This is a genomic window from Amycolatopsis sp. NPDC049253, assembly GCF_040678995.1.
GTDB lineage: Bacteria > Actinomycetota > Actinomycetes > Mycobacteriales > Pseudonocardiaceae > Amycolatopsis.
The window spans coordinates 268,732-284,256 of the sequence record NZ_JBFAQX010000003.1 but is presented as its reverse complement, the minus strand read 5'-3'; the positions used below and the strand labels follow the sequence as shown (position 1 = coordinate 284,256).

The following is a 15,525-nucleotide window of genomic DNA, read 5'->3' as shown; positions in this document are numbered from 1 at the left end:
TCGCGGCTACCGCGAGTGGCCTCGATAATCCGAACCGGACCAAGATCGAGAGGACCTCATGGCGGACTTGTACATCGGCGGCGAATGGGTGGACGCGAAGGCGGGTGGCCGGCGCGAAATCCGGTGCCCCGCCGACGGGTCGCTCGTCGCCGAGGTGGCCGAGGCCACGCGCGAGGACACCGAGGCCGCGATCGCCGCCGCCCGGCGCGCGTTCGACACCGGCCCGTGGCCCTCGACGCCTGCCGCTCACCGCGGCGACCTGCTGCTGCGCGCGGCCGACCTGCTCGACCGCGACGCCGAGACCTTCGCCCGCGCCGAGTCGCTCGACACCGGCAAACGCCTGGTCGAGAGCCGTTACGACATGGCCGACATCGCCGCCTGCCTGCGGTACTTCGGCAAGCTCGCGGCCAACGACGCGGGCCGCGTGGTCGACACCGGCAGCGCCGACTCGTTCAGCCGGATCGTGCACGAACCGGTGGGCGTGTGCGGGCTCATCACGCCGTGGAACTATCCGCTGCTCCAGACCATCTGGAAGGTCGCGCCCGCGTTGGCCGCGGGCAACACGTTCGTGCTCAAGCCGAGCGAGCTGACGCCCCACACGTCGATCCTGCTCATGAAGCTGCTCACCGAGGCCGGCCTGCCCGGTGGCGTCGCCAACCTGGTGCTCGGCGCCGGCCCGGAAGCCGGCGCACCGCTTTCGGAACACCCGGACGTGGACCTGGTCTCGTTCACCGGCGGTCTCGCCACCGGCCGCGTGATCGCCGCCAACGCCGCCGCGACGGTGAAAAAGGTGGCCCTGGAGCTCGGCGGCAAGAACCCCAACGTGGTGTTCGCCGACGCCGACTTCGAGACCGCCGTGGACTACGCCCTCACGGCCGTGTTCCTGCACTCCGGCCAGGTCTGCTCCGCGGGCGCGCGCCTGATCGTCCAGCGCGAGTGGCACGACGAGTTCGTCGACGAGCTGGTGCGCCGCGCCGAGCGGATCCGCCTCGGCGGCCCCTTCGACGAGCACGCCGAGACGGGACCGCTGATCTCGGCCGCCCACCGTGAAAAGGTCGAGCGCTACATCGCCACGGCCCTGGCAGAGGGCGCGGTGCTGCGCACCGGCGGCAAACGGCCCGACGACCCCGAGCTGCAGAACGGTTTCTACTACCTGCCGACGATCCTCGACAACGTCGCACAAGGCAGCCACGCCGTGGTCGAGGAGTCGTTCGGACCGGTCCTCACCGTCGAGACCTTCACCGACGAGGACGACGCCGTGCGCATCGCCAACGACACCCACTACGGGCTGGCCGGCGGCGTGTTCACCAACGACGCGGCGAAGGCGCAGCGCGTGGCGAACCGCTTGCGCCACGGCACGGTCTGGATCAACGACTACCACCCGTACCTGCCGCAGGCGGAGTGGGGCGGCTACAAGCAGTCCGGCTTCGGCCGCGAGCTGGGCCCGACGGGCCTGGCCGAGTACACGGAGGCCAAGCACATCTACCAGAACCTGCGTCCCGGCCCGCAGAAGTGGTTCGCCGGCTGACACCCGTGCGCTGAACAAGCGCCTCAAGCCCTAGTCCGATCGAGAACCACCGAAAGGACCAGTGCCCGTGAGCACCGACACCGGCGGCCGTGGCAACGCGGACACCAGCGACCGAGAACTCGGCGAGTTCGGCTACACCAACCAGCTCAAGAGAACGCTGGGCAGCTTCCACACGTTCGCCGCCGGCATCAGCTACATCTCGGTGCTCACGGGCGTGTTCCAGCTCTCCTACCTGGGCCTTTCCGAAGGCGGCCCGGCATACTGGTGGTCGTGGCCGATGGTGTTCGCCGGCCAGCTCACGGTGGCGCTGAGCTTCGCGGAGCTGGCCGCGCAGTACCCGGTGGCCGGGTCGGTCTACAACTGGGCGAAGAAGCTCGGCAACGGGCACGTGGCGTGGCTGGCGGGCTGGATGATGCTGCTGGCCTCGATCGTGTCCATCTCCGCGACGGCGCTGGCCTACCAGCGCACGCTGCCGCAGATCACCTCGTTCTTCCAGTTCATCGGCGACGGGTCGGGCACCAGCGACGCGGCCAACGGCGTGCTGCTGGCCACCTGCCTGATCGTGTTCACCACGCTGGTCAACGCGTTCGGCGTGAAGCTGATGGCCCGCATCAACAGCGCGGGCGTGTTCATCGAGCTGCTGTTCGCGGTGCTGCTGGTGGTGTTCCTGGCGTTCCACTTCGTGCGCGGCCCCGGCGTGGTCACGCAGACGAACGGCACCGGCGCCGGGCACGCGGGCGGCTACCTCGGCGCGTTCCTCATCGCGGCCATCGCGTCGTCGTACGTGATGTACGGGTTCGACACGGCGGCCTCGCTCGGCGAGGAGTCGGTGGACCCGCACCGCAACGCGCCGAAGGCGATCATGCGCGCGCTCGTCGCGTCGTTCCTGCTCGGCGGGCTGATCATCCTGTTCGCGCTGATGGCCGTCGGCAACATTCACGCGCCGGAGCTCGGCACGGTCGGCCTGCAGTTCGTGCTGACCGACGCGCTCGGGCCGGCGATCGGGCGGATCTTCCTGTTCGTGGTGTTCATCGCGATCACGGTGTGCGTGCTGGCGGTGCACACGGCGGCGATCCGGATCGCGTTCGCGATGGCCCGCGACAACGCGCTGCCCGGCGGGTCGCGGCTCGCGCGGGTGAGCAAGAAGACCGGCACGCCGGTGCTGCCCGCGATCGTGATCGGCGTGATCGCGATCGCGCTGCTGCTGGTGAACATCAACTCGTCGCAGATCTTCTCGGCGATCACGAGCCTCGCGATCATCCTGATCTACCTGGCCTACCTGCTGGTCACGGTCCCGATGCTGATCAAGCGCGTGCGCGGCGGCTGGCCGCGCAAGGACTGCCCGCCCGGGCGGTTCTCGCTCGGGCGCTGGGGCCTGCCGGTGAACGTGCTCGCGGTGCTGTGGGGCATCGGCATGACCGTGAACCTCGCGTGGCCGCGCACGGAGATCTACAACGCGTCCCCGCCGTTCCACTGGTACCTGCGCTGGAGCTCGGTGCTGTTCGTCGGCGTGTTCGCGGCCGGCGGGTTCGCCTACTACTGGTTCGTGCAACGCCACCGCATCGGGGTGCTGGCGGGCCACGCCTCGGTGCCGTCGGCGGAGCAGTCCGAAAAGGAGGAGTCCCGGTGAACGAGTTCGACTACGTGGTGGTCGGCGGCGGCACGGCGGGTTCGGTGGTGGCGGCGAGACTTTCGGAGGACCCGGACGTCACCGTCTGCCTGCTGGAAGCCGGACCGTCCGATGTGGACGACCCCGCCGTGCTGGAGCTGACGAACTGGATGGCGCTGCTGGAATCCGGTTACGACTGGGACTACCTGGTGGAGCCCCAGGAAGCCGGCAACTCCTACCTTCGCCAGGCTCGCGCGCGGGTGCTCGGCGGGTGTTCGTCGCACAACTCGTGCATCGCGTTCTGGGCGCCGGCCGAAGACCTCGACGAGTGGGCTTCCCTCGGCCTGCCGGGCTGGTCGGCCGCCGACATCTTCCCGCTGTACCGACGACTCGAGACCAACGACGGCCCCGGCGAGCACCACGGCCGCTCCGGACCCGTCACGATCCGGTCCGTGCCGCCGCGCGATCCCGCGGGTGTCGCGATGCTCGCGGCGTGCGAGCAGGCGGGCATCCCGACCACGGAGTTCAACTCCGGCAAGACGGTGACCCATGGCGCGAACTGGTTCCAGATCAACGCGCGCGAGGACGGCGTGCGCTCCTCGGCCTCGGTGTCGTACCTGCACCCGATCCTGGACACGCGCAAGAACCTGGAGGTGCGCACCGGCGCGCGGGCCAAGCGGCTGCTGTTCGACGGCCGCCGCTGCACCGGCGTCGAGCTGCAGCACCCCGACCTGATCCACCACACGACCGTGACGGCGCGGCGCGAGGTGATCGTGAGCTCCGGCGCCATCGACACGCCGAAGCTGCTGATGCTCTCGGGCATCGGGCCCGCCGGGCACCTGCGCGAGGTGGGCGTGGACGTGCTCGTGGACTCCCCCGGCGTCGGCTCGAACCTGGAGGACCACCCCGAGGGCCTGGTCCAGTGGGACGCGCTGCAGCCGATGGTCACCGAGTCCACGCAGTGGTGGGAGATCGGCATCTTCACGTGCACCGAAGAAGGTCTGGACCGGCCGGACCTGATGTTCCACTACGGTTCGGTGCCCTTCGACCTGAACACGCTGCGCCACGGCTACCCGACCACGGAAAACGGCTTCTGCCTCACGCCGAACGTCACGCGCAGCCGCTCGCGCGGCACCGTCCGCCTGCGCACGCGCGACTTCCGCGACAAGCCCCGCGTGGACCCGCGGTACTTCACCGACGAGCACGACATGCGCGTGATGACCCACGGCGTGAAGCTGGCCCGCGAGATCGCCGCGCAGCCGGCGCTCGACGAGTGGGCCGGTATCGAGCTCTCACCGGGCCGTGACTGCGTGAGCGACGACGAGATAGCCGACTACCTGCGCAAGACCCACAACACCGTCTACCACCCCGCGTGCACCGCCCGGATGGGCCCGGACGGCGACCCGGACGCCGTGCTCGACACCCGCCTGCGCGTTCGCGGTGTCGAGGGCTTGCGGGTGGCGGACGCGTCGGTAATGCCGTTCCTGGTGACCGTGAACCCGTGCATCACCACGATGGCCATCGGCGAGAAGTGCGCGGACCTGATCAAGAAGGATTACGCCTGAGGCGGCGGAGATCACCACGCGAGCCGGGTTTCCGGTGAGCGGGCACCGTCCACAAGCGTCCGTCCGGAGGCAGTGGAACCGGTCACGGCGCCCGTACACTCGGGTCCCCTGGCCTGGTGGAGGTGTTCGTGAGCGGTGGGTCGCTGCGCGGGACGCGGGCGGTGCTGGTGGCCGGCACGGCCGTGGCGGGCGGGGTGGCCCTCGTCCTGCCGACGGCCCACTCCCTGCCCGGCAAGCTGCCCGCCGACGACCTCGGCCCCGAGCTGAGCCTGGCGCTGAGGATCGTCTGCGCGGTGGCGCTCGCGGCCGCCTTCGCGCTCGCGTGGGTCACGCTCAAGCGCCACAGCGACGAGCCGCTGGCGTTCGCGATGCTGCCCGGGCTCGTCATCGCCGGGATCGCCGTGCGCTACCTCCTGCGGACACTGCCCGCGTACGCGGACGAGTTCCCGGCCGCGGGCATCGGGCCGGCGCTGGGCTCTTGGCTGTTGCTCGGCGTCGGCGCGCTGCTGACCGTGACGGGGCTCGCGGCCGGTTTCGCGCTCAAGAGGCGCTGACGCCGTTGCAAGAATAGGCAATGCTTACCTAATATCCCCGGCATGACTTCTGGCCTGGTGGGGCGGCGCGGTGTGCTCAAAGCCGCGGTGGGGGTGTCCGCCGGGCTGACCCTGGCGGCTTGTTCCAGCGCCGGGGAGACCCCGGCCGCGAGCGGTCCGGCCGCACCAGGCTTCCCGGTCGACGTGAAGGGCGGCGAAGGCACCACGACGATCCCCCGGCCGCCGCGGCGCGTGGTGTCGGTGGGCCAGTACCGCGACTCCGACGCGGCCGTCGCGCTCGGCGTCGTGCCCCTCATCACCCCTGACCTGGGCAAGTTCCTCCCGGGCGGGATGTCGCCGTGGCTCAAGGTCAAGGCGGGCGCCCACCCGCCGGAGCTGTTCGCCGACACGCAGCTGCCGTACGAGCGCATCGCCGCGTTCACGCCGGACCTCATCCTCGGCGCCGACCGGTCCACGCTGGCCCAGGACTACAAGACGCTCAGCGCGATCGCCCCGACGCGGTCGTCCGCCTCCGGGTACAACAAGGACACCTGGCAGGTCACCACGCGCCGCGTCGCCACCGCACTGGGCCGCTCCCCCGAGGCCGAGAAGCTCGTGACCGACGTCGAGGCCCGGATCAAGGCCGCGAAGGACGCCAACCCGAGCTTCGCCGGGCGCACGTTCACCATCGGCCCGGTCACCGGCGACGGCACGATCACTACGATCAGCAGCGCCCAGGACGCGTCCGCCCTGTTCTTCGCGCAGCTGGGCCTGGTGCTCTCGCCGAAGGTGACGTCGCTGCCCCAGACCTCGATCCCGGGCCGCTCGCAGATCAGCCCGGAACGCCTGGACCTCATCGACGCCGACGTCCTCGTGCTCACCTACACCACCCCGGGCAGCCGCGCGCAGACCGAGGCGCTGCCGCTGTTCCAGCAGCTCCCCGCCGTGCGCCGCGGCTCGTACGTCGCACTCGACATCACCACGGCGATCGCCCTGGCGTTCCCCTCGGCGCTGAGCGTGCCCTACGGCCTGACCGAGGTCGTGCCCAAGATCGCGGGCGCGATCAAGGCCTGAGCACGCGCACCGGAGTCCGCCCCAGGAAAGCCGCCAGCCGATCGGCGACGCTCGCGTCCGGGGGAGCCGGTTGCTCCGGCGCGAAGGGGCCGCCGGGTGGCCGGGCCTGGTCGCCGAACCGCGTTCGCCAGGATTCGAGCGCCTGCTCGGCCAGGTCGGGCACGAGGTCCGTCGGCTGGCCCGTGGCGTCGGCGATGTCCCAGCCGTGCGCGAGGTACTCGTTGAGCCGCAGGTGGACCAGCAGGGAGCCGGGCACGTCGCCGAGCGGGGTGGTCACCAGGCGCGTCGCCAGGCCGGGCTCGGCCAGGACCGAGCGCGCCCGCGCCACCGAAGCCGTGAACGCGCCGGGCGGATCGGCGCCGAGGTAGTCGCCCGGTGGCGCCGCCGGGCCCGCCCCGGCCCATTCCGCCACCCGCGCATTGCCGTGCGCTAGGTGGTTGACCACCGCGCGAACGTCCCACTCCGCACAGGCCGTGGGCAGCGCCCACTGGTCGTCGCGCACCGAAGAAACCACCGCCTGGACCGCCGCCGCGGCGCGGTCGAAGTCGTCGAGCAGAGCCATGCCGCCAGTGTGACCTGTGCCACCGACAAAATTACTGCAGCAGCGCGACGCACTCCACGTGGTGGGTCATCGGGAAGGCGTCGAACGCCCGCAGGTCCGTGAGCGAATACCCGTGGTCGGCGAAGGTCGCCAGGTCGCGTGCGAGCGCCGCGGGGTCGCAGGCGACGTACACGATCCGGTCGGGCGAACCCGCCGCGATCGCGTCCACCACCGCGCGCCCCGCGCCCTTGCGCGGCGGGTCGAGCACGACCACGTCGACGGGCTTAGGCGCGTCCGCCAGCGCGAGTTCGACCCGACCCTCGCGCCACGACACCTGCGGCAGGTCCGCGAGGTTGCGCTCGCCGTCCGTCACCGCCTGCCGGCCGGACTCCACGGCGAGCACGTGCCCGTCCGGCCCGACCTGCTCGGCCAGCACCGACGCGAACAGGCCCACGCCGGCGTAGAGGTCCCAGGCGACCCCACCGCGTGGAGCCTCGGCCCACTCGCGCACGAGCTGCGCGAACGTCTCCGCCGCGAAGGGATGCACCTGCCAGAAGCCGTGGGCGTCGAGCCGCCAGTCGCGGCCGGCGGCGTGCTGCACGGCGAGGCCCCCGGACAGCTGGCGCGACTTCGTGCGGCCGTGGACGGTGGAGAGCTCGCGCAGGTGCGTGTGCCCGTCGCCGTCGGTGGTCGTCTCCAGCTCGGTGCCCGGGCGCCAGCGCTTGGCCAGCGCGACGTCGAGCGTGCCCGGCACCGCGATCGGGCAGTCGTCGAGCGCGACGACGCGGTGGCTGTGGTGCGCGCGCAGCCCGGCGCGGCCGTCCCGCCCGGCCACGAGCCGCACGCGGCTGCGCCAGCCGAGCGGGCCGCCGTCGAGCGGCTCCACCACGACGTCACGCGTGATGCCCGCCAGGCGTTCCAGCTGCTCGGCGACCACGGCCGCCTTCAAGACGCGCTGGTACTCCGGGTCGGCGTGCTGCCAGTCGCAGCCACCGCAACCGCCCGGGGCGGCCAGCGGGCACGGCGGCGTGACGCGGTGCTCCGAAGCGTCGAGCACCTCCACCGCGTCCGCCCGGCAGAACGAACCGCCCTTGTCCTCGGTCACCTCGGCGCGCACGCGCTCGCCCGGCAACCCGTGGCGCACGAACACCACCCGTCCGTCCACACGCGACACGCAGTGGCCGCCGTGGGCGACCGGGCCGATCTCGAGCTCGAGCACGCGGCCGAGCCAGTTCTCCGTCATTCAGCAGTTTCCTTGGCCGGTTTGGGGGTTTCCACGGGCTTCGCGGCACCACCGGCGCTCGCCGCGAACCCACGTCGCACGTCGCCGGCCGCGGGTCGGGCCCGGCGTTCGCGCTCGGCCGCTTTCGCCGAAGACTCCAGCTGCCACGGTACGCTCGCGACGATGACACCCGACTGGAACAGCAGCCTTCCCTTGAGCCGCAACGCACTCTGGTTGTGCAGCACCTGCTCCCACCAGTGGCCCACCACGTACTCCGGGATGAACACGGTGACCACGTTGCGCGGGTTGTCGCCGCGCACACGCTTCACGTAGTCCAGCACCGGCTTCGTGATTTCACGGTAGGGCGACTCGACGACCTTCAGCGGCACCTTGAACTTGTGCGCATCCCACTCGGCGGTGAGCCGGCGGGTGTCGGCGTCGTCGACGTTCACCGTCACGGCCTCGAGCACGTCGGGCCGCATCGCCTTGGCGTAGGCCAGCGCACGCAGGGTCGGGCGGTGCAGTTTGGACACGAGCACGATCGCGTGGTTGCGCGAGGGCAGCACGGTCGGGGTGTCGTCGAGCTCCTTGAGTTCCTCGGCGACGCGGTCGTAGTGCTTCCGGATCGCCGTCATCAGCACGAAGATCGCCACCATCGCCGCGATCGCGATCCACGCGCCGAGCAGGAACTTGGTGATCAGCACGATGACCAGCACGGTGCCGGTCATCGTCAGGCCGATCGCGTTCACCGTCTGCGAGCGCCGCATCCGCCGCCGCACCGCGCCGTCGGTTTCCTTGGCCAGCAATCGGTTCCAGTGCCGGATCATGCCCGCCTGGCTCACCGTGAACGACACGAACACGCCCACGATGTAGAGCTGGATGAGGCGCGTGACCTCCGCGTCGAACGCGATGATCAGCACCAGCGCGAAGATCGCGAGGAACAGGATGCCGTTGGAGAACGCCAGCCGGTCGCCGCGCGTGTGCAGCTGCCGCGGCAGGTACCGGTCCTGCGCGAGGATCGAGCCGAGCACCGGGAAACCGTTGAACGCCGTGTTGGCCGCCAGCAGCAGGATGATGCCGGTGGAAAAGGAGATGTAGTAGAACGCCGGCGGGAAGTCCGCGAACACCGCCTGCGCGATCTGCGCCACGATGGTCTTCTGCTGGTACCCCGCGGGCGCGCCCTGCAACTGCTCGGCCGGGTTGTCGGCGAAGTTCACCTTTGTGATCACGGCGAGCGTGATGATGCCGATGAGCATCGTCACCGCGAGCACGCCCATGAGCAGCAGCGTGGTCGCCGCGTTCTTCGACTTCGGCTTGCGGAAGGCCGGCACGCCGTTGCTGATCGCCTCGACGCCGGTCAGCGCCGCGGCACCGGAGGAGAACGACCGCAGGATCAGGAACACGAACGCGAACCCGGTCCAGGTGCCCTCGGAGTGCAACGTGAACCCGGCGCTCTCCGCACGCATCTGGGTGCCCGTCGCCGCCTCGATCAGGCCCCACACGACCATGACGAGAATGCCGACAATGAAGCCGTATGTGGGGATCGCGAAGGCTTTGCCCGATTCCCGCACCCCGCGCAGGTTCAGCGCGCTCAGCACCGCGACGATCACCACGGACGTGATCACCTTGTGGTCGGCGACCCACGGGATCGCCGAGCCGATGTTGGCCACACCGGACGAAGTGGACACCGCGACGGTGAGCACATAGTCCACGAGCAGCGCGCTGGCCACCGTGAGGCCGAACTTGCCGCCCAGGTTGGTCGTGGCGACCTCGTAGTCACCGCCACCGCTCGGGTAGGCGTGCACGTTCTGCCGGTACGACGCCACGACCGTCAGCATGACCAGCGCCACGGCCACCCCGATCCACGGCGCGAACGCGTACGCCGACAGCCCGGCGAAGCTCAGGGTCAGGAAGATCTCCTCCGGCGCGTACGCGACGCTGGAGAGCGCGTCCGACGCGAAGATCGGCAGCGCGATGCGCTTGGGCAGGAGCGTGTGGCCGAGGCTGTCACTGCGGAACGGACGTCCGAGCACCAGGCGCTTCAGCACGGTCGGGAACTTCGACACCTGGGTGAATCTACAGCGAAGCGAAGCTTCTCCGTTGAGGGCGGTGGCGGGGACGACAGTGGAGTAACTGCCACCCCGCGCGGTAGGTTCAGCGCTGGTGCGCGAGGGTACCTACGGACGGGTTTACCCCCACCTACGAGGAGGCAGGGCGTGCACGTGGTGATCATGGGGTGCGGCCGGGTCGGCGCATCCCTGGCCGCGGCGCTGGAGCGTCTCGGCCACGAGGTGGCCGTCATCGACAAGAACCCCCAGGCGTTCCGCCGGCTGGGCAGCGACTTCCACGGCCAGCAGATCGTCGGCGTCGGTTTCGACCGGCAAATCCTGATCGAGGCGGGCATCGAACAGGCCGGCGCGTTCGCCGCCGTGTCGAGCGGGGACAACTCCAACATCATCTCCGCGCGGGTCGCGCGCGAGAACTTCGGCATCGAGCACGTGGTCGCGCGGATCTACGACCACAAGCGCGCCGCCGTGTACGAGCGGCTCGGCATCCCCACCGTCGCGACGGTGCCGTGGACCACCGACCGCTTCCTGCGCACCCTCCTGCCGGACGGCGTCGCGTCGGTGTGGCGCGATCCGTCGGGCAACGTCGCGCTGCTGCAGCTGCCGCTGAACGAGGGCTGGGTCGGACGCAGCGTGCGCGAGCTCCAGGAGGCCACCGGCGCACGGGTCGCGTTCATCATGCGGTTCGGCAACGGCGTGCTGCCGGACAACAAGACCATGGTGCAGGCCGACGACGTCGTGTACGTCGCGGCCCGCTCCGGCACCGTCAGCGACGTGACGAGCGTGGCCGCTCGCGCTCCGGAGGAGGAGAACTGATGCGGGTCGCGATCGCGGGTGCCGGCGCCGTCGGGCGCTCCATCGCCGTCGAGCTGATCGACGGGCGGCACCAGGTGATGCTGATCGAGCGCGAGGCGGACCAGTTCGAACCCGACACCGTGCCGCAGGCCGACTGGGTCCTCGGCGACGCGTGCGAGGTCTCGATCCTCGAGGAGTCGGGGATCGAGCGCTGCGACGTGGTGATCGCCGCGACCGGCGACGACAAGTCCAACCTCGTGGTGTCGCTGCTCGCGAAGACGGAGTTCGCCGTGCGCCGCGTGGTGGCCCGGGTGAACAACCCCGCCAACGAATGGCTCTTCACCGACGCCTGGGGCGTCGACGTGGCCGTGTCGACCCCGCGCATGCTCGCCGCGATGGTCGAGGAGGCCGTGAGCGTCGGCGACCTCGTGCGGCTGATGACCTTCCGCCAGAGCCAGGCGAACCTCGTGGAGCTGACGCTGCCCGAGGAGACCCCGTTGGCCGGCAAGCCCGTGAGCGAGATCGCGCTGCCCCGCGACGCCGCGCTCGTCACGATCCTGCGCGGCGACCGCGTGATCGTGCCGCAGCCGGAGGACCCGCTGGAGGCCGGCGACGAACTGCTGTTCGTGGCGACGTCGGACGTCGAGCCGGAGATCCGCACGGCCCTGGGGTACTGAGCACCCGAGAAAGGCCCCTCACGAGCGCGTGAGGGGCCTTTCCGGTGTCTTGGAGAAGACCGTTAAGCCTCGGGAGTCGGCGTCTGCGCGTACTTCTCGCGCAGCCGGGCCTCGACCTCCGCGTCGGTCTCCGGCTTCGGCTCCGTCTCGGCCAGCGCCTTGAGCCGCTTGTCCGAGCGGCGGACCGCCCAGACGACCACGAGCAGGCCCAGCGCGTAGAGCGGGTACCCCATGGCGATCTTCGCGAACGCGAGCCAGCCGGTGTAGTCGCTGTTGTAGAGCCAGCGCTGCACCACGAACCGGGCGGCGAAGATCACGGCCAGCGCGAGCGTGGCGATGTCGTAGCCGTAGCGCGAGGGCTTGTCCTTGCGCCAGGCCTGGCCGGTGCCGTTGAGCGCGCTCCACACCACGCCGGCGATCGGCCAGCGCACGAGGATCGACAGCACGAACACGCCGCAGTAGGCGAGGCTCGCCCAGATGCCGAAGAGGAAGAAGCCCTTGGCCGAACCCGTGCGGAACGCGATGAACGCCGCGATCGCGACCCCGAAGAACCCCGAGATCGCCGGCTGCAGCGGCTCCTTGCGCACGATCCGCAGCACCGTGATCGCCACGGCGCTGCCGACCGAGCCCCAGATCGCCGCGGTCAGCCCGAAGAAGGCGTTCACCAGCACGAACACGATCACCGGCACCGACGAGTAGAACAGGCCCGACACGCCGCCCATCTGCTCCAGCAACGTGGGTTCGGGCTTCTCGGTGTCGGTTCCGGCGTCGGTGTGGTGCTGGTCGCTGTCCTGCTTTTCGTCCCCGCCTTCGGGCACGTGCTTCTCGTCGCGGGGAGCGGGTTCAGTCACGGGAGTCGATCAACCTACCGGGCTCTGGAGTTCGTAGTACGGGTTGTACAGCACCTTCTGGCCGTCACGCTCTGCCATCCGGCCGCGGACCTTGATGGTCCGACCCGGCTCGATACCGGGGATCCGGCGTCGGCCCAGCCAGATTAGCGTCACGCCCTGTGTCCCGTCGAACAGCTCGGCCTGGAGCGTCGGAGTTCCCTCGCTCGGGCACAGCTCGACGCTGCGCAGCCTGCCGAGCACTGTCGCCTCTTCGCCGGACCGGCAGTCACAGGCACGGCGAGCACCTTCGGCCCCGGACCTCTCGGACATCTCGTCGGCGTCGAGGTCCTCGACGTCGCTGGTCAGCTTGCGAACCAACCGGCTGAAGTAGCCGCCGTCCTTGGCGGACATGGTGTGCTCCTGTGCTCCGGGGCCCCCGACTTCGCGGCCCGTGCGTAATCCAGCGTAGCTGTGGTTCACATCAGCGAAACGGGTTTGCGCCAAGATCGCAACGTGACGTCCGCAATCCGGAACCTGCCCGTCGTCCTGCTGCCCGGAACGGGGTCCGACGAAGTGTTCGTCCAGTCGGTGTTCACCGGCCCGTTGGCCTCGGTGGGCGCCCGGCTGATCGCGCCTCCCCCGCCGCCCGGCGCCGCGCTCGCCGACGGGTACCTCGAAGAGCTGGACCGCCTGGCGGGCGTGCACGGGTCGCTGGTCGTCGGGGGCGTCTCGTTCGGCGCGCACCTGGCCGCCGAGTGGGCGGTGGCGAACCCGGGCCGTTGCGAGGGGCTGGTGTGCGCGCTCCCGGCCTGGAACGGCGAACCCGGGTCAGCGGCCGCGGCCGTCGCGGCTCGCGCCTCAGCGGATCTGGTGGCCTCCCAGGGGGTCGAGGGCGCGCTGGCCGCCGCGGCCGCCGGGAGCCCGGGGTGGCTGGTCGACGAGCTTTCACGGGCGTGGCGCCGGCAGGGAAAGGAACTGGTGGCCGGGCTGCGGGTCGCGGCGGGGCGCCGGGCGCCGTCGTTGGCCGAGCTCGCGACGGTCGCCGTGCCGGCCGGGATCGGCGGCTGCGCCGGGGACCTGGTGCACCCGGTGGCGGTGGCGCGCGAGTGGGCCGGGGTGCTGCCGAGGGGCGAGCTGGAGGTGGTCGAACTGGCCGGCTTCGGGCGCGACCGCGAGATGCTGGGGCGGGCGAGCCTGGTCGGGTTCCTGAAGGGCTGGTTCAGGCCCGCCGCGGGCGGTGAGCAGTGACTGCAACGGGCGAAGGCCCCGGCACGGGTGAGTGCCGGGGCCTTCGCCGCGTGGGCTGTCAGCCTTCTTGCTGCTCGGCGATGTGCTGCGCGACGGCTTCCGGGAGCGTGATGGGGAGCGGGGTGCGCACCGGCATCGGGGAGTCGCCGCGGTCGACGATCGTGTGGCGCACGATCATGCGCAGCACGTCGGGAGCCTGGGCGGACTGCGACTGCGGACCGGCGATCACGCCGCGCAGCATCCAGCGCGGGCCGTCCACCCCGACGAAGCGCAGCGCGACGTCGCCGACGATGGCGGACAGCTCCAGGCCCCACTCGCCGCGGCCGACGGTCACCTTCGCGCCGTCGGCGCGCAGCTGGTCGGCCAGCTCGGTGCCGACCTCGCGCCACAGGCCGCCGGAGCGCGGCGCCGCGTAGGCGCTGACCGTGATCTGGCCCTGCTCGGTCACCACGTGGACCGCGCGGACACCACCGGCCTCCGGGTCCATCTCGACCTGCACCTGCGAGCCGTCCGGGACCGGGACCCGCACCGACCCGAGGTCGATGCGCGGGATGCCGTCCTCTTCGGCGTCGGCGACGTCGAAAGGCCCCTGCTCGGTCTCCGACAGCTGGTTCTCGGGTTCGATCGCGTCGTCGGCGTCCGCCCCGGTGTCGCCCGCAGCGCCGTCGCCGTGCTCGGTCACCCCGTCGACCGCGCTGCCGGACTTGCGCTTGCGTCCGAAGATCCCCACTACTTCTCCGTTCCTTCCCCAGTGCCCGCGTCCGCGCCGGGCACGTCCGGGACCAGTGTGGCGTGCCCGCCCGTCGAGCCGTAACCACCGGCGCCACGTTCGGTGTCACCGAGTTCGGCGACCTCCACGAACACGGCCTGCTCGACCCGCTGGATCACCAGCTGGGCGATCCGGTCGCCGCGCGCGAGCACCACCGGCTCGTGAAGATCATGGTTGATGAGGCAGATCCGGATCTCACCGCGGTACCCCGCGTCGATCGTGCCGGGGGTGTTCACCACCGAAAGGCCCACGCGGGCCGCGAGCCCCGAGCGCGGGTGGACGAACCCCGCGAACCCCGGCGGCAGCGCGATCGCGACGCCGGTTCCCACCACCCCGCGTTCGCCGGGCCCGAGCACGATATCCGAGGTGGTGACGAGATCGGCGCCGGCGTCGCCGGGCCGCGCATACGCGGGCAACGGGACGCCGGGGTCGAGCCGGGTGAGGAGTACCTGAACGCTGGACACGGGCGGCGAGACTACCCTTGTCGCGTGGCTGACACCGTGAACACCGCCGTGAAGCGCGGCCTGGCGCACTCCGAACGGCTGTACGTGCCGTGGTGGGGCTGGCCGCTGCCGATGCTCGGCGCGATCCTGCTCGGCGTGGAGATCCACCTCGGGTACCCCTCGATCCCGGTGTGGATCCCGCTGCCGATCGCCATCGTCGTGATGGGCGCGCTGCTGCTGTCGCTCGGCCGTTCCCGCGTGCGGGTGACGAGCGGTGACGAGCCGGAACTGTGGGTCGGCGACGCACACCTGCCGCTGCGCTTCGCGGGCGTGGTCGAGATCCTCGAGAAGGACGACAAGCGCCGCGCCCTCGGGCGCGACGGCGACCCGGCCGCGTTCGTCATGCACCGCGGCTGGGTGGGCCCGGCGGTCCGCGTGCAGCTCACGGACCCGGCCGACCCCACGCCGTACTGGCTGTTCAGCACGCGCAAGCCGAAGCGCGTCGCCGAACTGCTGCGCGCCCGTTCCTGAGCGGGCGCACCCGCCGCGTCCGCGGAACCGGTCCCGCGGACGCGGAAGGGGGCCGGCCTGGTGGGCCGACCCCCTTTATCCAGCTCGCGAGCGA

At 71.1% G+C, this 15,525-nt stretch carries 16 protein-coding genes; 9 read left to right on the top strand and 7 right to left on the bottom strand.

Annotation, left to right across the window (positions count from 1 at the left end; genetic code table 11):
- Positions 1–58: 58 nt before the first annotated feature.
- The 5 genes from AB0K15_RS08885 (at position 59) to AB0K15_RS08865 (ending at position 6,309) form a co-directional block, all read left to right on the top strand.
- A complete protein-coding gene (locus AB0K15_RS08885) occupies positions 59–1,528 on the top strand; it encodes an aldehyde dehydrogenase family protein (protein WP_364047389.1) in 1,470 nt (489 codons plus the stop codon).
- Between the two features lie 67 nt (positions 1,529–1,595).
- On the top strand, positions 1,596–3,158 hold the full coding sequence (locus AB0K15_RS08880) for an amino acid permease (RefSeq protein ID WP_364047387.1): 1,563 nt from the start codon (positions 1,596–1,598) through the stop codon (positions 3,156–3,158).
- A complete protein-coding gene (locus AB0K15_RS08875) occupies positions 3,155–4,702 on the top strand; it encodes a GMC family oxidoreductase N-terminal domain-containing protein (protein ID WP_364047385.1) in 1,548 nt (515 codons plus the stop codon). The genes AB0K15_RS08880 and AB0K15_RS08875 overlap by 4 nt, the downstream gene beginning before the upstream one ends.
- A gap of 116 nt (positions 4,703–4,818) precedes the next feature.
- Positions 4,819–5,256: a hypothetical protein gene (locus tag AB0K15_RS08870; RefSeq protein WP_364047383.1), complete on the top strand. Its 438-nt coding sequence runs from the start codon at positions 4,819–4,821 to the stop codon at positions 5,254–5,256.
- 42 nt (positions 5,257–5,298) lie between these two features.
- Positions 5,299–6,309: an ABC transporter substrate-binding protein gene (locus tag AB0K15_RS08865; protein WP_364047381.1), complete on the top strand. Its 1,011-nt coding sequence runs from the start codon at positions 5,299–5,301 to the stop codon at positions 6,307–6,309.
- Here the strand turns inward: AB0K15_RS08865 and AB0K15_RS08860 are convergent.
- Genes AB0K15_RS08860 through AB0K15_RS08850 form a run of 3 tightly spaced genes read right to left on the bottom strand, consistent with a single transcriptional unit; the run spans position 6,299 to position 10,138 of the window.
- The gene (locus AB0K15_RS08860; protein ID WP_364047379.1) at positions 6,299–6,871 is read right to left on the bottom strand and encodes a TIGR03086 family metal-binding protein; all 573 of its coding nucleotides are present in this window, start codon (positions 6,869–6,871) and stop codon (positions 6,299–6,301) included. The genes AB0K15_RS08865 and AB0K15_RS08860 overlap by 11 nt on opposite strands.
- Before the next feature lie 31 nt (positions 6,872–6,902).
- Positions 6,903–8,093: a class I SAM-dependent RNA methyltransferase gene (locus tag AB0K15_RS08855; RefSeq protein ID WP_364047377.1), complete on the bottom strand. Its 1,191-nt coding sequence runs from the start codon at positions 8,091–8,093 to the stop codon at positions 6,903–6,905.
- Positions 8,090–10,138 carry an APC family permease gene (locus tag AB0K15_RS08850; RefSeq protein ID WP_364047375.1) on the bottom strand — a complete coding sequence of 683 codons (2,049 nt, stop codon included), beginning with the start codon at positions 10,136–10,138 and terminating at the stop codon, positions 8,090–8,092. The genes AB0K15_RS08855 and AB0K15_RS08850 overlap by 4 nt, the downstream gene beginning before the upstream one ends.
- 150 nt (positions 10,139–10,288) lie before the next feature.
- Here AB0K15_RS08850 and AB0K15_RS08845 point away from each other — a divergent pair, with 150 nt between their 5' ends.
- Together AB0K15_RS08845 and AB0K15_RS08840 are read left to right on the top strand one after the other, a co-directional pair.
- Positions 10,289–10,954 (top strand): TrkA family potassium uptake protein, encoded by a 666-nt coding sequence (locus AB0K15_RS08845; protein ID WP_364047373.1) that lies wholly within the window; start codon positions 10,289–10,291, stop codon positions 10,952–10,954.
- On the top strand, positions 10,954–11,610 hold the full coding sequence (locus tag AB0K15_RS08840; protein ID WP_360596843.1) for a TrkA family potassium uptake protein: 657 nt from the start codon (positions 10,954–10,956) through the stop codon (positions 11,608–11,610). Before AB0K15_RS08845 ends, AB0K15_RS08840 begins: the two co-directional genes overlap by 1 nt.
- A gap of 62 nt (positions 11,611–11,672) precedes the next feature.
- Here the strand turns inward: AB0K15_RS08840 and AB0K15_RS08835 are convergent, their stop codons facing one another.
- Positions 11,673–12,332, bottom strand: coding sequence for a DUF3159 domain-containing protein (locus AB0K15_RS08835; RefSeq protein WP_364047969.1), 660 nt, complete (start codon positions 12,330–12,332; stop codon positions 11,673–11,675).
- 138 nt (positions 12,333–12,470) lie between these two features.
- Positions 12,471–12,851, bottom strand: coding sequence for an OB-fold nucleic acid binding domain-containing protein (locus AB0K15_RS08830; RefSeq protein WP_220238342.1), 381 nt, complete (start codon positions 12,849–12,851; stop codon positions 12,471–12,473).
- A 102-nt stretch (positions 12,852–12,953) separates the two neighbouring features.
- Here AB0K15_RS08830 and AB0K15_RS08825 point away from each other — a divergent pair, with 102 nt between their 5' ends.
- On the top strand, positions 12,954–13,688 hold the full coding sequence (locus AB0K15_RS08825; protein ID WP_364047371.1) for an alpha/beta hydrolase: 735 nt from the start codon (positions 12,954–12,956) through the stop codon (positions 13,686–13,688).
- Positions 13,689–13,746: 58 nt separating this feature from the next.
- Here AB0K15_RS08825 and AB0K15_RS08820 read toward each other — a convergent pair whose 3' ends face one another.
- A complete protein-coding gene (locus AB0K15_RS08820; protein WP_364047369.1) occupies positions 13,747–14,418 on the bottom strand; it encodes a DUF3710 domain-containing protein in 672 nt (223 codons plus the stop codon).
- Complete coding sequence (dut, locus tag AB0K15_RS08815; RefSeq protein ID WP_285968981.1) at positions 14,418–14,921, bottom strand: dUTP diphosphatase; 504 nt, start codon at positions 14,919–14,921, stop codon at positions 14,418–14,420. Before dut ends, AB0K15_RS08820 begins: the two co-directional genes overlap by 1 nt.
- 24 nt (positions 14,922–14,945) lie before the next feature.
- On the opposite strand from dut, the gene AB0K15_RS08810 reads away from it, so the two are divergent.
- On the top strand, positions 14,946–15,431 hold the full coding sequence (locus AB0K15_RS08810) for a DUF3093 domain-containing protein (RefSeq protein WP_364047366.1): 486 nt from the start codon (positions 14,946–14,948) through the stop codon (positions 15,429–15,431).
- Positions 15,432–15,525: the final 94 nt, after the last annotated feature.

What these genes read in the sequence shown, in the direction of transcription:
- AB0K15_RS08835 (WP_364047969.1), bottom strand. Translation starts at nt 12,332, where the DNA reads ATGGGCGGCGTGTCGGGCCTGTTCTACTCGTCGGTGCCGGTGATCGTG.
- AB0K15_RS08860 (WP_364047379.1), bottom strand. Translation starts at nt 6,871, where the DNA reads ATGGCTCTGCTCGACGACTTCGACCGCGCCGCGGCGGCGGTCCAGGCG.
- AB0K15_RS08865 (WP_364047381.1), top strand. Translation starts at nt 5,299, where the DNA reads ATGACTTCTGGCCTGGTGGGGCGGCGCGGTGTGCTCAAAGCCGCGGTG.
- AB0K15_RS08830 (WP_220238342.1), bottom strand. Translation starts at nt 12,851, where the DNA reads ATGTCCGCCAAGGACGGCGGCTACTTCAGCCGGTTGGTTCGCAAGCTG.
- AB0K15_RS08885 (WP_364047389.1), top strand. Translation starts at nt 59, where the DNA reads ATGGCGGACTTGTACATCGGCGGCGAATGGGTGGACGCGAAGGCGGGT.
- AB0K15_RS08840 (WP_360596843.1), top strand. Translation starts at nt 10,954, where the DNA reads ATGCGGGTCGCGATCGCGGGTGCCGGCGCCGTCGGGCGCTCCATCGCC.
- AB0K15_RS08855 (WP_364047377.1), bottom strand. Translation starts at nt 8,093, where the DNA reads ATGACGGAGAACTGGCTCGGCCGCGTGCTCGAGCTCGAGATCGGCCCG.